The organism is Filomicrobium insigne, assembly GCF_900104305.1.
In the GTDB taxonomy this organism is placed as follows: domain Bacteria; phylum Pseudomonadota; class Alphaproteobacteria; order Rhizobiales; family Hyphomicrobiaceae; genus Filomicrobium; species Filomicrobium insigne.
The window spans coordinates 671,181-687,517 of sequence record NZ_FNJC01000001.1; the positions used below are offsets into that span (position 1 = coordinate 671,181).

A 16,337-nucleotide genomic window follows, 5' to 3' on the forward strand; every position below is an offset into this window, starting at 1 on the left:
TCACTGGGCGCTTTCGATTTGCAGGTGGCCTGACAGAATGACCCGCGGGTTGAAATGGCTAATCGGGTTGTTTGCGATGAGCGCGGGGCTCGTCGTGTTCGGCTTCGTGTTGTTTGCCAGCATCGTGATGCGCGACCCGGAGCCAGACAATCAAAAGGCCGATGCCATCGTCGTGCTGACTGGCGGTGAATCCCGCATTCGCGAAGCGGCGAAGCTATTGCGCCAAGGCCGGGCCGGCCGTCTGCTGATCACCGGCGTCAATCCGAAGACGGGCAGCCGCGACATCGGCCGACTGAGCGGGCTGACCGAGGAGGAACTCGACTGTTGCGTCGATCTTGGCTACGAGGCGCTCAATACCAAGGGCAACGCCGAAGAAACTGCAGGCTGGACGCGTGCGCGCGGATACACTTCGCTGATCATAGTGACAGCCAGCTATCACATGCCACGCAGCCTGCTTGAGTTGTCGCGCGAACTTCCGAATGTCACGTTGCTGGCGCACCGAGTCATGCCGAAAAGCTTGCAGCAGAACGAGTGGTGGCTTAACCCGCGTACCGCGCGCGTCCTGCTTTCCGAATACGTCAAATTAATCCCGGCCGCGATGCGCCTTGCGGTTACACGTGTCCTTTCAGGATGGGAGGATGGCTCTGTCGCTCAGAGCCAGCCTGAAACTCCCGCCAAAATCTAAACCGGTTCTCTCATGTTCCGATCGATCCTGTTTACCGGGGTGTTCTACCTGAACACTGCTGTGTTCCTCATTCTGGGCTCACCGCTGCTCTTCGGCCCGCGCCGATGGGCGATGATGGGCCTGAAAGCGCATGCGCGCGCTTCCCTCTGGTGGATGCGGGTGATTGTCGGAACCAAGCTCGAAGTGCGGGGGCTCAAACGCCTGCCGTCCGGGCCTGTCCTTGTTTGCGCCAAGCATCAATCTGCGTGGGATACCTTCGCGCTGATCCCATTGTTTCGCGACCCCGCGATGGTAATGAAGGCGGAACTCGGCAATATCCCACTTTACGGGTGGTTTTCCCGCAAGTTCGAACACGTCCTCATACAGCGCGAGCGCGGCCCGGCGGCATTACGCCAGATGATCCGGGATGCCAAAGCCCGCGCCGAAGAGGGGCGGGAGATCGTTATTTTTCCCGAAGGAACACGTCGCGCACCGGGAGCTGCGCCTGACTACAAGCCGGGGGCTCTGGCACTTTACGACGGCCTGGACCTTCCTTGTGTTCCCTTGGCGCTCAACTCCGGCCTGTACTGGCCCCGCCGCTCTATGATCCGGTATCCCGGCACAATCATTGTGGAGATTTTAGACCCTATTCCGCCGGGCCTCCCACGCTCCGAGTTTCGTCAACGGCTTATCTCCGACATTGAAACAGCATCGGAGCGGCTGATGGCTGAAGCGGCTGAAAGCGCTACGCCCCGCCTATCCCAAATCCAACCACAGCAGAAACAAAATAAGAATATTTAGAGAACATTTATTGACGCGCGTACAGAGCGACCTTATTTTAACGGGAGTTCTCGCGCGGCTGTTTCGGTCGCACGCTATATGAGTTGGACCGACAGTAAAAACCGATGCCTCACGCCAAGACACCGGGTTTTTTTGCAGCAATCGCCGAAGCGATCTGGAACGGCAAATACCGTCTGATAGATGCGGACGGCGCAGCGGTCGACAAATCGCTCGCCGATACCTTTGCGCGGGTAGCTCGCGCGGCAGCGTCCGTCGAAAAGGGCGGTGCGCAGCAGCGCCAACGCTGGGAGAAGCGCTACTTTGAGGCGCTCGCCGACTTCGGCTTTCTGCCAGCTGGACGCATCCTCGCGGGTGCAGGATCGCAACGCGAGGTCACGCTTTTCAACTGCTTTGTCATGGGCACGGTGCCCGACGATCTCAGGGGCATCTTTGATAGCGTCAGAGATGGTGCGCTCACCATGCAAATGGGTGGCGGCATCGGCGTCGATTTCTCAACGCTCCGACCCAAGGGGGCGCTTGTCAAAAGCATCGGCGCAGACGCCTCAGGTCCGGTGAGTTTTATGGAAGTCTGGGACGCCATGTGCCGGACGATCATGTCAGCTGGGGCCCGTCGCGGCGCAATGATGGCAACGCTGCGTGATGATCACCCCGACATCGAAGACTTTATCGAAGCAAAGTCCACAGCTGGGCGCCTGACAAACTTCAATTTGTCGGTTCTGGTCAGTGACAAACTCATGCAGGCTGTCGCTGACGATGCAGAGTGGGATCTGGTTTTTGACGGGAAGGTTTACCGACGCCTACCGGCGCGGGACCTGTGGCAGCGCATTATGCGCGCCACGTACACTCAAGCCGAACCGGGCGTCATTTTCATTGATCGCGTCAACGCACGGAACAACCTTTCCTATTGCGAGACGATCCGGGCGACGAACCCTTGCGGTGAGCAGCCGCTGCCGCCATTCGGCGCATGCCTGCTTGGCTCTTTGAACCTGACGCAGTTCATCCGCGATCCGTTCACGGCAGACGCCCATCTCGACATCGATAGTCTGCAAGAACGCGTTGCTGTCGCGGTGCGCTTCCTCGACAACATGATCGATGTTACCCGCTATCCCCTGACCGCCCAAAAGCAGGAGGCGAAGGCGAAGCGGCGCATGGGCCTTGGCGTTACTGGGCTTGCCGACGCGCTGATCATGTGCCGAGAGACCTACGGCAGTACGCGCGCCCTGAAACTGGCCGAAAGCTGGCTGCGGACCATCGAGGTTACGGCCTATCGCACGAGCGTTAATTTGGCCCGAGAACGCGGATCGTTTCCACTTTGCGATGCGAAGGCGCTCCTACAAAGCCCCAACATCATCGGGCTCCCTGACGATATCAAACGCGGGATTGAAGCTCACGGCCTACGGAATGGCTGCCTGACATCGGTGGCACCAACCGGTACGATTTCATTGCTCGCTGGGAACGTTTCGAGCGGCATCGAGCCGGTGTTCGATTTTATCTACCAGCGCAATGTGCTTGACCGGCATGGCGGGACCCGCAGCGAAACCATCGAAGACTACGCCCACGCTGTCTTCCGGCGCCAATTCGGCGAGGATGTAGGGCTTCCGGACTATTTCGTACGTGCCGACCAGTTGACTCCGAGAGCACATCTGGAAATGCAGGCTGCCATCCAGCGCCATGTCGACAGCTCTATCTCAAAAACCATCAATTGCCCCGCGGAGATGACGTTCGAAGCCTTCAGCGATGTTTATTCGATAGCCTATGAGCTGGGGCTTAAGGGTTGCACGACATACCGGCCCAGCGCATTGCGTGGTGCCGTTTTGAGCCGCAGCGTGGAACAGTCACCGCCAGCACCAACCGAGACCGAAGTCAGCGGGTCGACTGCCAGGACCGGGGCACCACAGGCCCCGGTCAAGGCCGCCGCAGTCCATTACATGGCCAAACCCCTCGAACGCGAGCCAGCGCTTCAGGGCTATACTTATAAGTTGAAATGGCCGGGCAGCGACCACGCGCTCTATGTGACGATCAACGACATCGTTCGAGATGGGCGCCGTCGGCCGTTCGAGATCTTCATCAATTCGAAAAACCTGGAACACTACGCCTGGATGGTGGCACTGACCCGGATGATCAGTGCTGTTTTCCGGAGAGGTGGCGACGTATCTTTTGTGGCGGAAGAACTTACCGCCATCTTCGATCCCCAGGGCGGCCGCTGGATCGGCGGGCGCTACGTGCCTAGCCTCATCGCAGCTATTGGCGAGATCATAGAGGAACACATGCGCCGTATCGACTTTATGCCGGGCGATCAGGAGCAACATTCGCTGGGGCTGGCTCAGTTGATGAATGCCGGGTCAGAAGGTCCAACGGGCACTGATATGGCGACACCAACGTCGCGCTCGGAGATGGGCGATGCCCCCTCCGGCTTCTCAGCCCATCAAACTCCCGCTCAATGCCCGCGGTGCGGCTCGGCCCAATACGTCCGCTTGGAAGGTTGCTGGGAATGTCAGCGGTGCGGCTTTTCCCGTTGTGATTGAGTGCAGTAACACAACAGCTCAAACACCCGAATTCTTTAACAATTCTTTTTCATCTTACGTGGAACCGGTTTACCCGGTCGCTGGTTTGACACTCGTACACTTGTTGCGGGAAATCGGCACAAGCAAAATTCTCGCCGGATGGCATCGACAAGTCCGTCCATGGAGTTTTTTCGTGCAAGTTACGCTAAGAACAAGCTATTTGGTTTGCGCAGATAACGTGATGTTTACCGATTGTTGAAAAGAGTAGGCACTAGCCTTATTTCAGCGCGATAATCAAACTAAACTTGTTATTGTTGCGCTACCCTTGGTGTCGTTGTGACCGCGTGGTCCGAGGATGTATTGTAATGAGTGCGCGCATTATCGAGCTGGCTGAAGTCCGCGCAAAACGCGCTGGACGTCGCTCGCGCCCCGCGAAGGTTGCTCCCCAACCTGTCGCCCATTGCGAAAATTTCTATTTCTGGCGCGGCGCCTCAGGCAGCCGGTATGTTCATTCGATCTATTCCCTGATCGAATGCCCAGAACTTCCGAAGACAAACTACTTGCTCGTAAAGCGCGACGAGATTAGCGGGCAGCGCACGGTGCTTGGCGTTGGTCTTGCCACCCACCACGCACCATCTCTCAACCTCGCGGAAATTCGCCAGAGGGGCGCTCTTCTCGGGGCTAATGAAGTCCATGTGCACATGCTCGCCGGTTCGCTGAAGCAGGCGAAACTCATTGAATTCGATCTGCGCGCGTCCCTTTACGGGCTCGATACAGCGACAATGGTTCACCACTGAGATCTTAGCGCGAACATCTGCCTTATGAACCTCGGTATCTGCCTTACGATACCGAGGTTGTTTTATATTCAGATATTTTGAGCATTTAGCCGTTTCTAGACACGGATGCTCACGGCGTCAGTTTTCGTCCATCTTTAGAGCGGCAATGAAAGCTTCCTGCGGAATCTCGACTTTGCCGAACTGGCGCATTTTCTTCTTACCGGCCTTTTGCTTCTCAAGGAGCTTGCGCTTGCGCGTGATGTCGCCGCCATAACATTTGGCAATAACGTCTTTGCGCAAAGCGCGGATCGTTTCTCTCGCGATAATCCTGCCGCCAATCGCCGCCTGCACGGGGATCTGGAACATATGTGGCGGAATGAGATCCTTAAGCTTTTCGCACATGACGCGGCCGCGGCTCTCGGCCCGTGAGCGATGGACGATAATCGAAAGCGCGTCGACCGGCTCGGCGTTGACCAGGATCGACATTTTGACGAGGTCGCCCTCTTCATAGCCGATCATTTGATAGTCAAACGACGCATACCCCTTGCTGACAGACTTTAAGCGATCATAGAAATCGAAAACGACCTCGTTCAGTGGCAGTTCGTATACCAGCATGGCCCGCGAGCCGGCATATGTCAGGTTCTTCTGGCGGCCTCGCCGGTCCTGGCAAAGTTTCAAAACCGAACCGAGGTACTCGTCCGGCACCATGATGGTGGCGCTGATCCAGGGCTCCTCCAACCGGTCGATGCGGACGGGGTCCGGCATGTCCGCTGGATTATGCATCTCGATCATGGTCCCGTCGGTCATATGGATCTGATAGACAACGGACGGAGCTGTGGTGATGAGATCGAGGTTAAACTCTCGTTCCAATCGCTCGGTAATGATCTCCAGGTGGAGCAAGCCGAGAAAACCGCAACGGAACCCAAACCCCAATGCCGCGGAACTTTCCGCCTCGAATGAGAAGCTGGCATCGTTAAGGCGCAGGCGCCCCATGGCGTCGCGCAGATCTTCAAAATCAGCAGCGTCAACTGGAAACAGACCACAAAACACCACCGGCTGCGCCGGCTTGAAGCCAGGCAATGGCTCGGCGCACGGGCGTTTGTCATCGGTGATCGTGTCACCAACTCGGGTATCCGCGACCTCCTTGATCGCTGCGGTGAAGAAGCCGATCTCGCCCGGACCGAGCTGGTCTAACATTTCCTGCTTCGGTCGGAAGACGCCGACACGCTCGATCGGATGCACGGCGCCCGTCGACATTAGACGGATCTTCTGTCCCTTCTTCATCGTGCCTTCAATGACGCGGACCAACACGATGACGCCGAGATAAGCATCGTACCAGCTGTCAACCAGCATCGCCTTCAGAGGCTTCGTCGCATCGCCTTCAGGAGCCGGCAAGCGTTCGACAACCGCCGCTAGCACGGCCTCGACATTCACACCGGTCTTGGCGGAGATGGGGATCGCATCAGAGGCGTCCAGTCCAATCACATCCTCGATCTGCTCCTTAACCCGATCGACGTCGGCTGCAGGCAGGTCGACCTTGTTGAGGACAGGCAGAATCTCAAGGTCGTTGTCGAGCGCGGTATAAACGTTGGCAAGCGTTTGTGCCTCAACACCTTGAGATGCATCGACGACCAGAATAGCGCCTTCGCAGGCCGCCAATGAACGCGAGACCTCGTAAGCGAAGTCCACGTGGCCTGGCGTGTCCATCAGGTTCAACTGATAGGTTTTGCCGTCGGTATGCTTGTAATCAAGGCGCACTGTTTGAGCCTTGATTGTGATGCCGCGTTCACGCTCGATGTCCATCGAGTCGAGAATTTGCTCTTTCATCTCGCGCGTGGTCAGGCCGCCGGTCAACTGAATCAGCCGATCGGACAACGTGGACTTGCCGTGGTCAATGTGAGCGATGATCGAGAAGTTTCGGATCAACGATGTATCTGTCATGGCGGCTCATTAGCACCGGCTTCGTGGCGGTGCCAAGCAGATTGGAAGCCGCATCCAAGGCCACATATCCATTTTTTCCGTGCCTCTTGCCCTTGTCGAACGCGAGATGCGGTCTACCGAATGGTTAATATTGGTGGCCGGAGGCAGATCTGAAGGCCTGAAATCTTTCAGAACGTGCAAGTTTGCGGGTGACCCCGACAGTTGGGGCTCGCGTTTCTACCTCTGGCACGCTACGGTTTGGTTCGTTTCTTAGACTGATTTCCGGCGGAGAGAACTCATCCCCCAGAGTTTTCTGGCCGAGCCAAGGAGCCCCACATGGCAAGCTCATCTAAATCCAAGAACCATGCTCTGACTGAGGAGGCCCGGGAAGCGGCAAAGGCTGCATTCGATGCCCTTGCGCAATGGCGCGATGATATGGCGGCGGCCAACGAGCGTTATTCGACAAAGGTGTTCGATCAAATGGCCCAAGCGACACGGGCGATGGGCTGGCCGGACAACGTTATCGAAACAACTCGCATGCAGATGCAAAACGCATCTCAAATGCAGCTCCAGATGATGGATCAGGTGATGGAGGCTTGGTCGGAGCAGCTTAATTCTCCGACAGCTGCCATGCCGACCCCTACAGATTTCATGGAGCAACTTCAACGGATGCAGGCTGGCGCTATGAACGCCGGCACGTCGGGCTTGGGCTTCGGCAACATGCCAGGAACCGGTGGGTTCGAAGGTATGGCGATGGCTCCGTTTCAGATGTGGATGCAGGCTGCCGAAATGTGGCAGCGGAATATGGCTTCCGCGATGTCGATGTGGACCGGCGGCGCCTCTGACAAACGCAACCGCTGAGTGACTGCCGGTTTCTTGTCCGAGTGATCTTTGCATCCGCCCATGAAGGCGGATGCTTTTGATCGTTCCCCGCCTCGGGGCAGCTTACCGACCTGCCCGATTAATACCCAAAAACGAGGTTACCTGCCTACACGAAGGCCCACGTGCTCGCACGTGTAGGCACTCGGTGGACTTGACTGATCTTGAGCGATCAGGCGAGGTGCCGCCGCCCACATTTTGCAATCATATAGACGGGGAGAGTTCATATGCGATATCAGCGCTCGTTGGCCGGAGTTGCTTTGGGGTTGCTGTGTGCCGCGGCCCTGCCGGTCGGGTCGCTGGAGGCAAGTTGCACAAACCGGGGCAGCTTCTCGTCTTGGATGAAAGAATTTCGACAAGAAGCCGCACAGAACGGCGTTTCCCAACGCACGATTTCGCGGGCTCTGGATGGTGTGTCCCTTGATGAACGCATTATCAAGCGCGACCGCCGGCAAGGGTTCTTCTCTCAATCTTTCAATGATTTCTCCAAGAAGCTCGCAACAAACCACAGATTACAAGCCGGTCGGAAGAAGATCGCCGCGAACCGAAAAACATTCGAACGCGCGGAAGCTACCTACGGCGTACCAGCGGAAGTAATCACCGCATTCTGGGCGCTGGAGAGCGATTTTGGCGTGGGCATGGGTGATTATCCAGTCCTACAGGCGCTCGCGACGCTGGCTTATGACTGCCGACGGCACGAACTTTTCCGCGCGGAGTTGCTCTCCGCCCTGAAGATCATCGACCGTGGTGATCTGGATCCCGGTGAGATGATCGGGTCTTGGGCGGGCGAACTCGGTCAGACGCAGTTTCTTCCGACGCACTACCTCAATCACGCCGTCGATTTCGATGGCGACGGACATGCCAACTTGTTCAAGAGTGATGCGGACATCATCGGATCGACGGCAGCGTACATGAAGCATCTCGGCTGGCGACCTAATGAGCCCTGGCTGCAGGAGGTCGTCGTTGCTCGTGATCTGCCGTGGCAAGAGGCTGATCTTGCTATTAAGCATCCTAGATCAAAGTGGGCTGGCTGGGGCGTGAAGCTGGCAAATGGAAAAGCGCTGCCCAACGACAATCTGCCTGCTTCGCTCCTGCTCCCGATGGGGCGGACCGGACCAGCTTTCCTCGCGTATAATAATTTCGATATCTACCTAGAGTGGAACCAATCGCTCAACTACGCCACCACCGCGGCCTATTTGGCGACGCGCATTGGCGGCGCGGATCCAATGAAAGGACAGGATCGCAATATACCTTCTCTTTCAGGTCAGGAAATGAAAGCCCTGCAAAGCAGCCTGACGGACCGCGGTTATGATGTCGGTAAAATCGACGGCATTCTCGGAGCCAAGACGCGCGCAGCGGTGAAAGAAATGCAGTTGAAGTTCAACCTGCCCGCCGATAGCTACCCAACGATCGATCTTTTGAGACAATTGGGGGGCTAAGCACCGCATTTTCGAGGGGTAAACGAAAGTATCATCGTTAACCCCTCGCCGCTGCCGTTATTCAAATATCGACCAAGAAAACTGGTGAGCTACATTTTAGCGCAGGTTCTGAGACTTCAACGAAAAAGTCGTTCCAGACCTACTGTCTACGCCTTATTCCCGCAATATTTCATCTCATCTTTAGCTAGATCTAAATTCTGAAACCTATTGGCATGGTTGAAAAAAGGTTTCGTTTAGGCAATTAAGCAGCGGCTGGCTTGCATTCCCCCGGTACGCCAGTCGAATTCCCAGCAAGTTACTTCTAGCTGGCGCCTTGCGGCGCATCCGCAGGCGAAATGTGAGGGCTCGTCTCGCTGAACCATATCGCGGAACGTGCTGATTGGGGCGTTGAATAATAGTTGGGATGATTACGTGTGCATATACTCGGAATAACTACAGAAACGCATGATACCGGCGTGGCGATCCTGCGCGACGGGATGCCTCTCGTTGTTTACGAGGAAGAGCGCTTCAATCGAGAGAAACACACCAAGCGCTTCCCGCAACAGGCGCTGGCTGCAGCGTTTGACGGTTACGGGCTCAAGCTCTCCGACATCGACGTCATTACCGTTCCGTGGAATATGAATTCCTATCGGCGCACGATCGGACGCATTCTTACGCGTAAGCTCCCTCATAGCCTCAATCTGCTTTGGCCTGAAGCGCGTAAGACAACAGCGCTCGGCGCTGCGAACATGCCGCTCCGGCTCAAAACAGCGCTCGGACGGCGCTACGGTTTCCAGAATTTGCCACGGCTCGTGCAGATCAATCACCATAACGCTCACGCTGCCGTATTTTTCGTTTCGCCTTTCGAAGAAGCCACCATTCTCATTATGGATGGCTACGGTGACGAATCCGCGACCAGCGCCTATGCCGGCAAAGGTAACCGTATCGAAAAGCTATGGCAGGACGATTTCTTCGATTCCCTCGGCATGCTCTATTCGTGCGTCACGGAGCATCTCGGTTTCAAGGTATTCGAAGAAGGCACAGTCATGGCCCTGGCGGCTTGTGGCGGTCCTACATATCTCGATAAGTTCCGGGATGTCGTGCGCTTGCTCGACGGTGGGCGGATCGCGATCAACCGCGACTACATCGGCTATGATACGCATGGCTTCATGCGGCCGTTTGCGGAAAAGTTCGTCGGCTTGTTTGGACCAGCGCGCCGTCGCGAAGATCCATTAACGGACCATCACCGCGATCTCGCGTTTGCTCTGCAGGCGGTCGTGGAAGAAGCCATCATCCACATCGTGCGGGAGCTCTCGCGGCGGCATCCGTCGCGCAATCTGGTGTTGTCGGGCGGTGTCGCTTTGAACTGCGTCGCGAATGCTCGGATTCTGCGCGACACTGATTATGAAAACGTTTGGGTGCCACCCATCGCTTCGGATTCGGGCGTTTGCCTGGGTTCCACGCTCTACTATCACCATCAAACCCTCGGCCATCGCCGGGAGTATACGATGAACCATCCGTTCTTCGGCATCCAGTTCACTGACGATCAGATCATTGAAGCCCTTAATGCTGCGGGACTACCTTATAAGCGCCTCAGCGAGTCGGACTTGCTCCGCACGGTCGCGCAAGATCTCGCCGCCAGCCGGATCGTCGGCTGGTTCCAGGGGCGCGCAGAAATCGGCCCGCGCGCACTCGGCAATCGCTCGATCTTGTCAGACGCGCGCAGCCTGAAGATCAAGGATCTGATCAACGCGCGCATCAAACACCGCGAGGCGTTCCGGCCATTTGCTCCGGCAGTGCTCGTCGAGAAGGTCAGCGAATACTTCGAGTTCGATCAGGCTGACCCGTTCATGACGATGGCACCGCGACTCCGCCCGAACAAGGTCGATGTTATTCCAGCTGCGGCACACGTCGATGGCACGGGACGGCTCCAGACCGTAGAACGGACGGCTAACCCCCGCTACTACGCGCTCATTGAACAGTATGCGAAGTTGACGGGCGTTCCGGTCGTTCTAAATACCAGTTTCAATCGTCAAGAGCCGATTGTGAACACGCCGAAAGAAGCCATCTCTTGTTACCTCCGAACGGAAATGGACGTTCTCGTTCTTGGGGACTTCTATATTACCGAACGCCCGGCGCAGGCGATGGAGAAGGCACAACTGGCTTTTGCCGCTTGATGTGAACGCCGTTTCTACCTGGAGGCACGCGGGATCTTGAATGCCCGAGTGCCTCCAGTGTTGTTGCGGTCCAATGCAACGGGGCACGAGACTTTCAACAGGAGCCTTCGATGAAAAAACTCCGATTGCTTGCGATCGCTACGCTGGCGGCTTCCGCCCTGGCCGGTATCGCGGTTGCCCATGACTACGAGGCCGGCGCGTTGAAGATCGACCATCCTTGGGCGCGACCGTCGATCGGTGAAACCAAAAACAGCGCAGCGTATTTCAAGATCGAGAACACGGGTAAGGCTGCAGACCGGTTGGTATCGGCAAAAGCCGACATCGCGGAACGCACGGAACTGCATGAAAGCGTTGACGAAGGCGGCGTCGCGAAGATGCTGCCGCTTAAGGACGGCATTCCCGTTCCCGCCGATGGCGAAGCCGAACTCAAACCGCTCGGCATGCACGTCATGCTCATGGGGTTGAAATCAAAACTCGAAGAGGGCCAATCGTTTCCGATGACCCTCACGTTCGAGAAACAGGGCGATGTTCAGGTCGAGGTCAAGATTGAGGCTGGCGCCTCCGGCCACAATCATTCGCACCACCACTGATCCCTAAGAAGCACGGGATCAGCAGCTCGCATTCACTGACAACGGCCATTTGTCGTTGTCAGTGAAGTTTCACCTCGGGTTCGGTACGCCGTGTGATGGTGCGCGACAGCGTATCGAGCATGACCTTCCAGGGGCCGTGCAGTGCCCACTGATGCATCTTGTATAGCGAGCGATACATCACCTTGGCGAAGAACCCCTCGATCCACATGCTGCGGCCAGAAACAAATCCCATCAGGCTGCCGACGGTCGAATATTCACCTAGAGAGACTAGTGAACCGAAGTCCTGATATTTGAAGGGACGCAGAGGTTCGCCCTTCATTTGCCTCTGGATCTGACGCAAGACGTGCGAGGCTTCCTGGTGCGCCGCCTGCGCGCGCGGTGGGATCGGCGTTGTCTTTCCTTCCGGCACGAGATACGCGGCATCGCCAATGACGAAAATGTCGTCATCCCGCGTCGTCTGAAGGGTTGGCTTGACCACGAGTTGGTTTGAGCGGCTGACTTCAAGGCCATCGAGATCTGCCAACACGTTCGGGCCTTTCACGCCTGCTGCCCAGACGACAAGCGCCGACGGAATGAACTCGCCTGTCTGCAGCAACACGCCTTTTTCGCTAACGGAGGTCACCCTCGCGTTCGCGCGGACTTCCACCCCGAGCTTTTCGAGGATCTTCGTCGTCGCCGACGATAAGCGCTCCGGCAACGCCGGCAGAATGCGCGGTGCCGCCTCGATCAAAGTGATCTTGATGTCCTTTTCCGGGTCAATGCGATCCATGCCAAAGGCGACGACACCACGCGCAGTGTGATGAAGCTCGGCAGCAAGTTCCGTCCCGGTAGCGCCAGCGCCGATGATCGCGACATGGAGCTGGCCCGGCTCAACGGGGCCCGGCTGCGCGTTGGCGCGGAAACACGCGTTGACGAGACGCCGGTTAAAGCGCACCGCCTGCTCCTTGGTGTCGAGCATGATGGCGTGCTCCGCCACACCTTCGGTTCCGAAGTCATTCGACACGGAGCCGATGGCGATCACAAGCGTATCGTAGCCGAAGCCACGGGCTGGCGTGATCTGGCGGCCGTCTTCATCATACGTGGCGCTGCAGTAAACCAGCTTCTTCTCGCGATCGAGGCCGGTCAGCTCACCGTAGCGGTAGCGGAAGCCGTGCCAGTGCGCGTGCGCGAGGTAATCGAGTTCGTGGCGTGAAATGTCCATGCTGCCAGCGGCGATCTCGTGCAGCAGTGGTTTCCATACGTGGGTTCGCGCACGATCTAGCAACGTAATGTCAGCCCGGCCACGCTTGCCGAGTTTGCGGCCTAACCCCGTGACGAGTTCGAGGCCGCCCGCACCACCGCCAACAACGACGATGCGGTGCTTGTCGGAGGGGCCCGGCACGATCATAGGTTCGGTTGGATCACCGGAGGTGGCGATTGCCGTCTCGTTCATCGATACCTTCCCCTCTAGCCGCGGATCTCTCCGCCCGTTGCCTTTCCGACCGCCGCGATAACCTTTTCGGCGACCACTTCGATTTCCTTATCCGTAAGCGTTGCATCCATCGGCTGAAGTGTCACCTCGATTGCGAGAGACTTCTTACCTTCTGCCGCTAGATTTCCACCTTCGAAGACATCGAATACGTTGACGCTCGTTATCAGCTTCTTATCGGCACCTTGCGCAGCGCGTACCACATCTCCCGCAGCAACGTCTGCGTTAAGTACGAACGCGAAATCGCGCCGTACGGGCATCAGATCAGCCGTCGCCAGGGGCGGACGCGTCAGGCCCGAGCGCTTCTTTTCCGGTGGCAGGCGATCGAGGAATAACTCGAAGGCCGCCAGAGGCGCTTCAACATCGAGCCCCTTGAGCAGGCCCGGATGAAGCTCACCGAAGTGGGCAAGCACGACCTTTGGTCCCAACCGGAATACACCTGAACGGCCAGGGTGATACCACGCGGGCGCGTCCCGCGTGACCTGCACCTTTGTGACGTCCAACCCGAGGTTTGCAAGGACAGAGGCGACATCTTCCTTAGCGTCGAACACACCAGCTGGCTTTGCCGCGCCGTCCCAGTGCCGTCCTCCGCCGATCAGTCGTGCCGTTCCCGAGCGCACGCCTGCCGCAATAAGCATCTGTTCATCAGGCTTAGGTCCGGCATAGGCCTGGCCCAACTCAAAGAGCGCCAGATCGGGATTGCCGCGATTGCGGTTGCGCTGCGCAGCAGCAAGCAACCCGGGAAGCAAGCTTGGGCGCATGACCGACATCTCGACCGAAATCGGATTGGCCAATGTCAGCGTTTCATCACCGCCGCCGAAGGCTTCGGCCTCTTCCTTCGTGATGAAGGACCAGGTTATGGCCTCTGTGAGCCCACGGCCAGCGAGCGTGCGCCGTGTGCGGCGGACGCGAGACTGGTTGCTGGTCAATACCGGGCGAGCAACGCCGTGCATGCGCGGAAGCGGTGTCGACGGCACGGTATCGATACCGGCGATGCGGACAACCTCTTCGACGAGATCTGCGGGACCGAAGATGTCAGGACGCCAGGACGGGACTTTTACGGTCAGCTTGCCGCCCTTGCCCGAGACCTCGCAGCCTAGCGCATCCAAGATCGCTTTGATCGCAGCATCGGAGAGCTCCAACCCTGTCAACTTAGCAACGCGCGCTGTCTCGAACTGAATCTTAACGTCGGGTTCCGGCGGCTTTCCTGCCACGTTGGCACGTGACGGAGTACCGCCTGCCAATTTGAGGATCATGTCGGTTGCCAGGTCGAGGCCGGGCAGGACGGACGCGGGGTCGACACCCCGCTCGAAGCGATAGCGCGCATCTGTTACGAGACCGGTCTTGCGGCCCGTCGCGGCTGTCCGCAAGGGATCGAACCACGCGCTTTCAATCAGCACGTTTTGCGTCGCTTCGGTGCAGCCGGTATCTTCGCCACCCATAATGCCACCCAAACCTAACGGCCCCTTGTCGTCGGCAATCACGCACATGGTGTCATCAACCACATAGGTCTTCCCGTCCAGACCGAGGAAGCTCTCGCCCTCGCGGCCGAGACGGGCGCGAACACCGCCTGTCAGTTTATCGGCATCGTAGACGTGCAATGGCCGACCGCGATCGTATGAGATGTAGTTGGTGACATCGACCAAGGCATTGATCGGACGCAAGCCGACCGACTTCAGCCGGTTTTGCAGCCACTGAGGCGACGGGCCATTGCTGACGCCGCGCACGTAGCGACCGGCGAATACCGGGCAGGCATCTGCGTCGGCCTCAGAGAACTCGAGATCGATTGCGACGGGGCAATCATAATCACCCTCGACGCCCCCCAGCTTGGGCTCAGGCTTGAGCTCGCCTAATCCAGCGGCAGCCAGATCGCGCGCAATCCCGCGAACGCCGGTGCAGTCAGGCCGGTTCGGCGTTAAACCAACCTCGATAACCGGATCGTCCAGGCCCAGCGCCGCGACATAAGCTGTTCCGACTTGACCCGCGAATTCCTCGCTCACCTCGATGATGCCTTCGCTATCGTCGGATAGCTCCATCTCGGCTGCGGAGCACATCATGCCATTGGACACGACACCGCGGACGGGCCGTTTCTCCAACGTAATGCCCGAGCCCGGCACGTAAGTTCCGATGGGCGCAAACACGCCGAGCATGCCAGCGCGCGCGTTGGGCGCGCCGCAAACGACCTCAAGAGGTGGCTTGCCAGGTTCGGTTTCAACTTGCAGCACTTGCAGGCGATCCGCATCGGGGTGCGGCTTTGCTTCAAGCACCTTGGCAATGCGGAAGGCACCGAGCTGTTCGCCCAGATTCTCAATGCCATCAACCTCCAGGCCGATTGCCGAGAGTGTCGTGGAAATCTGATCCAGCGATGCGTCTGTCTCAAGATGATCTTTGAGCCAGGAGAGCGTGAACTTCATGCCGGTTGCCTTTCCCAGTCACCACTTGGTGTCATAGCACTTTTCAGTTGTCTTCGCTTTCTTTCCGGCCGCCCAAGCGCTCGCGCAGCCTCAACCGAAAGCCATGACGTTTCGATCTTTCCCGCGGCTGTCGCACCTCTCCGTACAGTGTCCTGCGTACGCGGCGCATCCGTGCCCAGATCCATACGAAGGACAGCGCGATGCGAATGAGCGTCAAGCCGTAGTAAATTCGGAAAACGAAGCAATAAATTACGAACCATTGGTTGGAGCGATCCATGAGTATCGGTGTTACCGATATCTCGAAGTGCTCCATGATGTCGAAGAAACCGCCCCGCAAGACAAGGTCGAGGCCAAACAGCGCCGCGCCAATCGGACCTGCCGAAATCGGATTGTTGTCGCTGTCGACAAAAAGGCCGATTCCATCGGACTGCAGAAACAGGCAGCTGACGACGAACAGAATGTAGAAGACGAGCATCGAGATGCCCATCGACCGGTAGTAGATGAGCACGTGACGCAACGTGTCGCCGCTGAATCCGTACTGGATCCAATCGTCGAGATCGCGATGCTTGGTGTCGTGAAAAAACCACGTCAGGATCGCCATGACGATCATGGCGATAGACAAAGCTATCGCCATGATGACGGACGCGGACATATTTATCAGCGCCGGCATCATCCAAACCTAACGACATTGTTGTGTCGTGGCGGATCGGTGGTCCAGAGCCTGTC

Annotated in this window: 12 protein-coding genes; 8 read left to right on the plus strand and 4 right to left on the minus strand. The window is 57.7% G+C overall.

From position 1 onward, the window contains the following. Positions 1-37: 37 nt before the first annotated feature. The 4 genes from BLS30_RS03025 (at position 38) to BLS30_RS03040 (ending at position 4,766) form a co-directional block, all read left to right on the plus strand. On the plus strand, positions 38-685 hold the full coding sequence (locus tag BLS30_RS03025) for a YdcF family protein (RefSeq protein ID WP_046477710.1): 648 nt from the start codon (positions 38-40) through the stop codon (positions 683-685). Positions 686-697: 12 nt separating this feature from the next. Then, positions 698-1,465, plus strand: a complete 768-nt coding sequence (locus BLS30_RS03030) for a lysophospholipid acyltransferase family protein (protein ID WP_090226485.1) — start codon at positions 698-700, stop codon at positions 1,463-1,465. Between the two features lie 104 nt (positions 1,466-1,569). Beyond that, on the plus strand, positions 1,570-3,990 hold the full coding sequence (locus BLS30_RS03035) for an adenosylcobalamin-dependent ribonucleoside-diphosphate reductase (protein WP_046477703.1): 2,421 nt from the start codon (positions 1,570-1,572) through the stop codon (positions 3,988-3,990). Positions 3,991-4,334: 344 nt separating this feature from the next. Next, positions 4,335-4,766, plus strand: coding sequence for a hypothetical protein (locus tag BLS30_RS03040; RefSeq protein WP_046477700.1), 432 nt, complete (start codon positions 4,335-4,337; stop codon positions 4,764-4,766). A gap of 117 nt (positions 4,767-4,883) precedes the next feature. Here the strand turns inward: BLS30_RS03040 and lepA are convergent, their stop codons facing one another. Continuing rightward, positions 4,884-6,686, minus strand: coding sequence for a translation elongation factor 4 (lepA, locus tag BLS30_RS03045; RefSeq protein ID WP_046477698.1), 1,803 nt, complete (start codon positions 6,684-6,686; stop codon positions 4,884-4,886). Between the two features lie 315 nt (positions 6,687-7,001). On the opposite strand from lepA, the gene BLS30_RS03050 reads away from it, so the two are divergent. From BLS30_RS03050 to BLS30_RS03065, 4 genes are all read left to right on the plus strand, one after another. After that, entirely contained in the window at positions 7,002-7,526 is a 525-nt protein-coding gene (locus BLS30_RS03050; RefSeq protein WP_046477696.1) for a hypothetical protein, read from the plus strand. A 245-nt stretch (positions 7,527-7,771) separates the two neighbouring features. Then, positions 7,772-8,983 carry a lytic murein transglycosylase gene (locus tag BLS30_RS03055; RefSeq protein WP_046477694.1) on the plus strand — a complete coding sequence of 404 codons (1,212 nt, stop codon included), beginning with the start codon at positions 7,772-7,774 and terminating at the stop codon, positions 8,981-8,983. A 413-nt stretch (positions 8,984-9,396) separates the two neighbouring features. Continuing rightward, positions 9,397-11,139 carry a carbamoyltransferase family protein gene (locus BLS30_RS03060; RefSeq protein ID WP_046477692.1) on the plus strand — a complete coding sequence of 581 codons (1,743 nt, stop codon included), beginning with the start codon at positions 9,397-9,399 and terminating at the stop codon, positions 11,137-11,139. 110 nt (positions 11,140-11,249) lie between these two features. After that, positions 11,250-11,729 carry a copper chaperone PCu(A)C gene (locus tag BLS30_RS03065; protein ID WP_046477690.1) on the plus strand — a complete coding sequence of 160 codons (480 nt, stop codon included), beginning with the start codon at positions 11,250-11,252 and terminating at the stop codon, positions 11,727-11,729. Positions 11,730-11,787: 58 nt separating this feature from the next. On the opposite strand, the gene BLS30_RS03070 is transcribed toward BLS30_RS03065, so the two are convergent. Genes BLS30_RS03070 through BLS30_RS03080 form a run of 3 tightly spaced genes read right to left on the minus strand, consistent with a single transcriptional unit; the run spans position 11,788 to position 16,263 of the window. Beyond that, positions 11,788-13,116 (minus strand): NAD(P)/FAD-dependent oxidoreductase, encoded by a 1,329-nt coding sequence (locus BLS30_RS03070; RefSeq protein ID WP_046480109.1) that lies wholly within the window; start codon positions 13,114-13,116, stop codon positions 11,788-11,790. Positions 13,117-13,175: 59 nt separating this feature from the next. Further along, positions 13,176-15,611 carry a phenylalanine--tRNA ligase subunit beta gene (gene pheT, locus BLS30_RS03075; protein ID WP_046477688.1) on the minus strand — a complete coding sequence of 812 codons (2,436 nt, stop codon included), beginning with the start codon at positions 15,609-15,611 and terminating at the stop codon, positions 13,176-13,178. 43 nt (positions 15,612-15,654) lie between these two features. Continuing rightward, a complete protein-coding gene (locus tag BLS30_RS03080; protein ID WP_139165281.1) occupies positions 15,655-16,263 on the minus strand; it encodes a hypothetical protein in 609 nt (202 codons plus the stop codon). Positions 16,264-16,337 lie beyond the last annotated feature (74 nt).

Bases quoted from the DNA above. Each gene is read 5' to 3' on its own strand.
- BLS30_RS03050 (WP_046477696.1), top strand. From the start codon at position 7,002: ATGGCAAGCTCATCTAAATCCAAGAACCATGCTCTGACTGAGGAGGCC.
- BLS30_RS03040 (WP_046477700.1), top strand. From the start codon at position 4,335: ATGAGTGCGCGCATTATCGAGCTGGCTGAAGTCCGCGCAAAACGCGCT.
- BLS30_RS03070 (WP_046480109.1), bottom strand. From the start codon at position 13,116: ATGATCGTGCCGGGCCCCTCCGACAAGCACCGCATCGTCGTTGTTGGC.
- lepA (WP_046477698.1), bottom strand. From the start codon at position 6,686: ATGACAGATACATCGTTGATCCGAAACTTCTCGATCATCGCTCACATT.
- BLS30_RS03055 (WP_046477694.1), top strand. From the start codon at position 7,772: ATGCGATATCAGCGCTCGTTGGCCGGAGTTGCTTTGGGGTTGCTGTGT.
- BLS30_RS03080 (WP_139165281.1), bottom strand. From the start codon at position 16,263: ATGTCCGCGTCCGTCATCATGGCGATAGCTTTGTCTATCGCCATGATC.
- BLS30_RS03065 (WP_046477690.1), top strand. From the start codon at position 11,250: ATGAAAAAACTCCGATTGCTTGCGATCGCTACGCTGGCGGCTTCCGCC.
- BLS30_RS03035 (WP_046477703.1), top strand. From the start codon at position 1,570: ATGCCTCACGCCAAGACACCGGGTTTTTTTGCAGCAATCGCCGAAGCG.
- pheT (WP_046477688.1), bottom strand. From the start codon at position 15,611: ATGAAGTTCACGCTCTCCTGGCTCAAAGATCATCTTGAGACAGACGCA.
- BLS30_RS03025 (WP_046477710.1), top strand. From the start codon at position 38: ATGACCCGCGGGTTGAAATGGCTAATCGGGTTGTTTGCGATGAGCGCG.
- BLS30_RS03030 (WP_090226485.1), top strand. From the start codon at position 698: ATGTTCCGATCGATCCTGTTTACCGGGGTGTTCTACCTGAACACTGCT.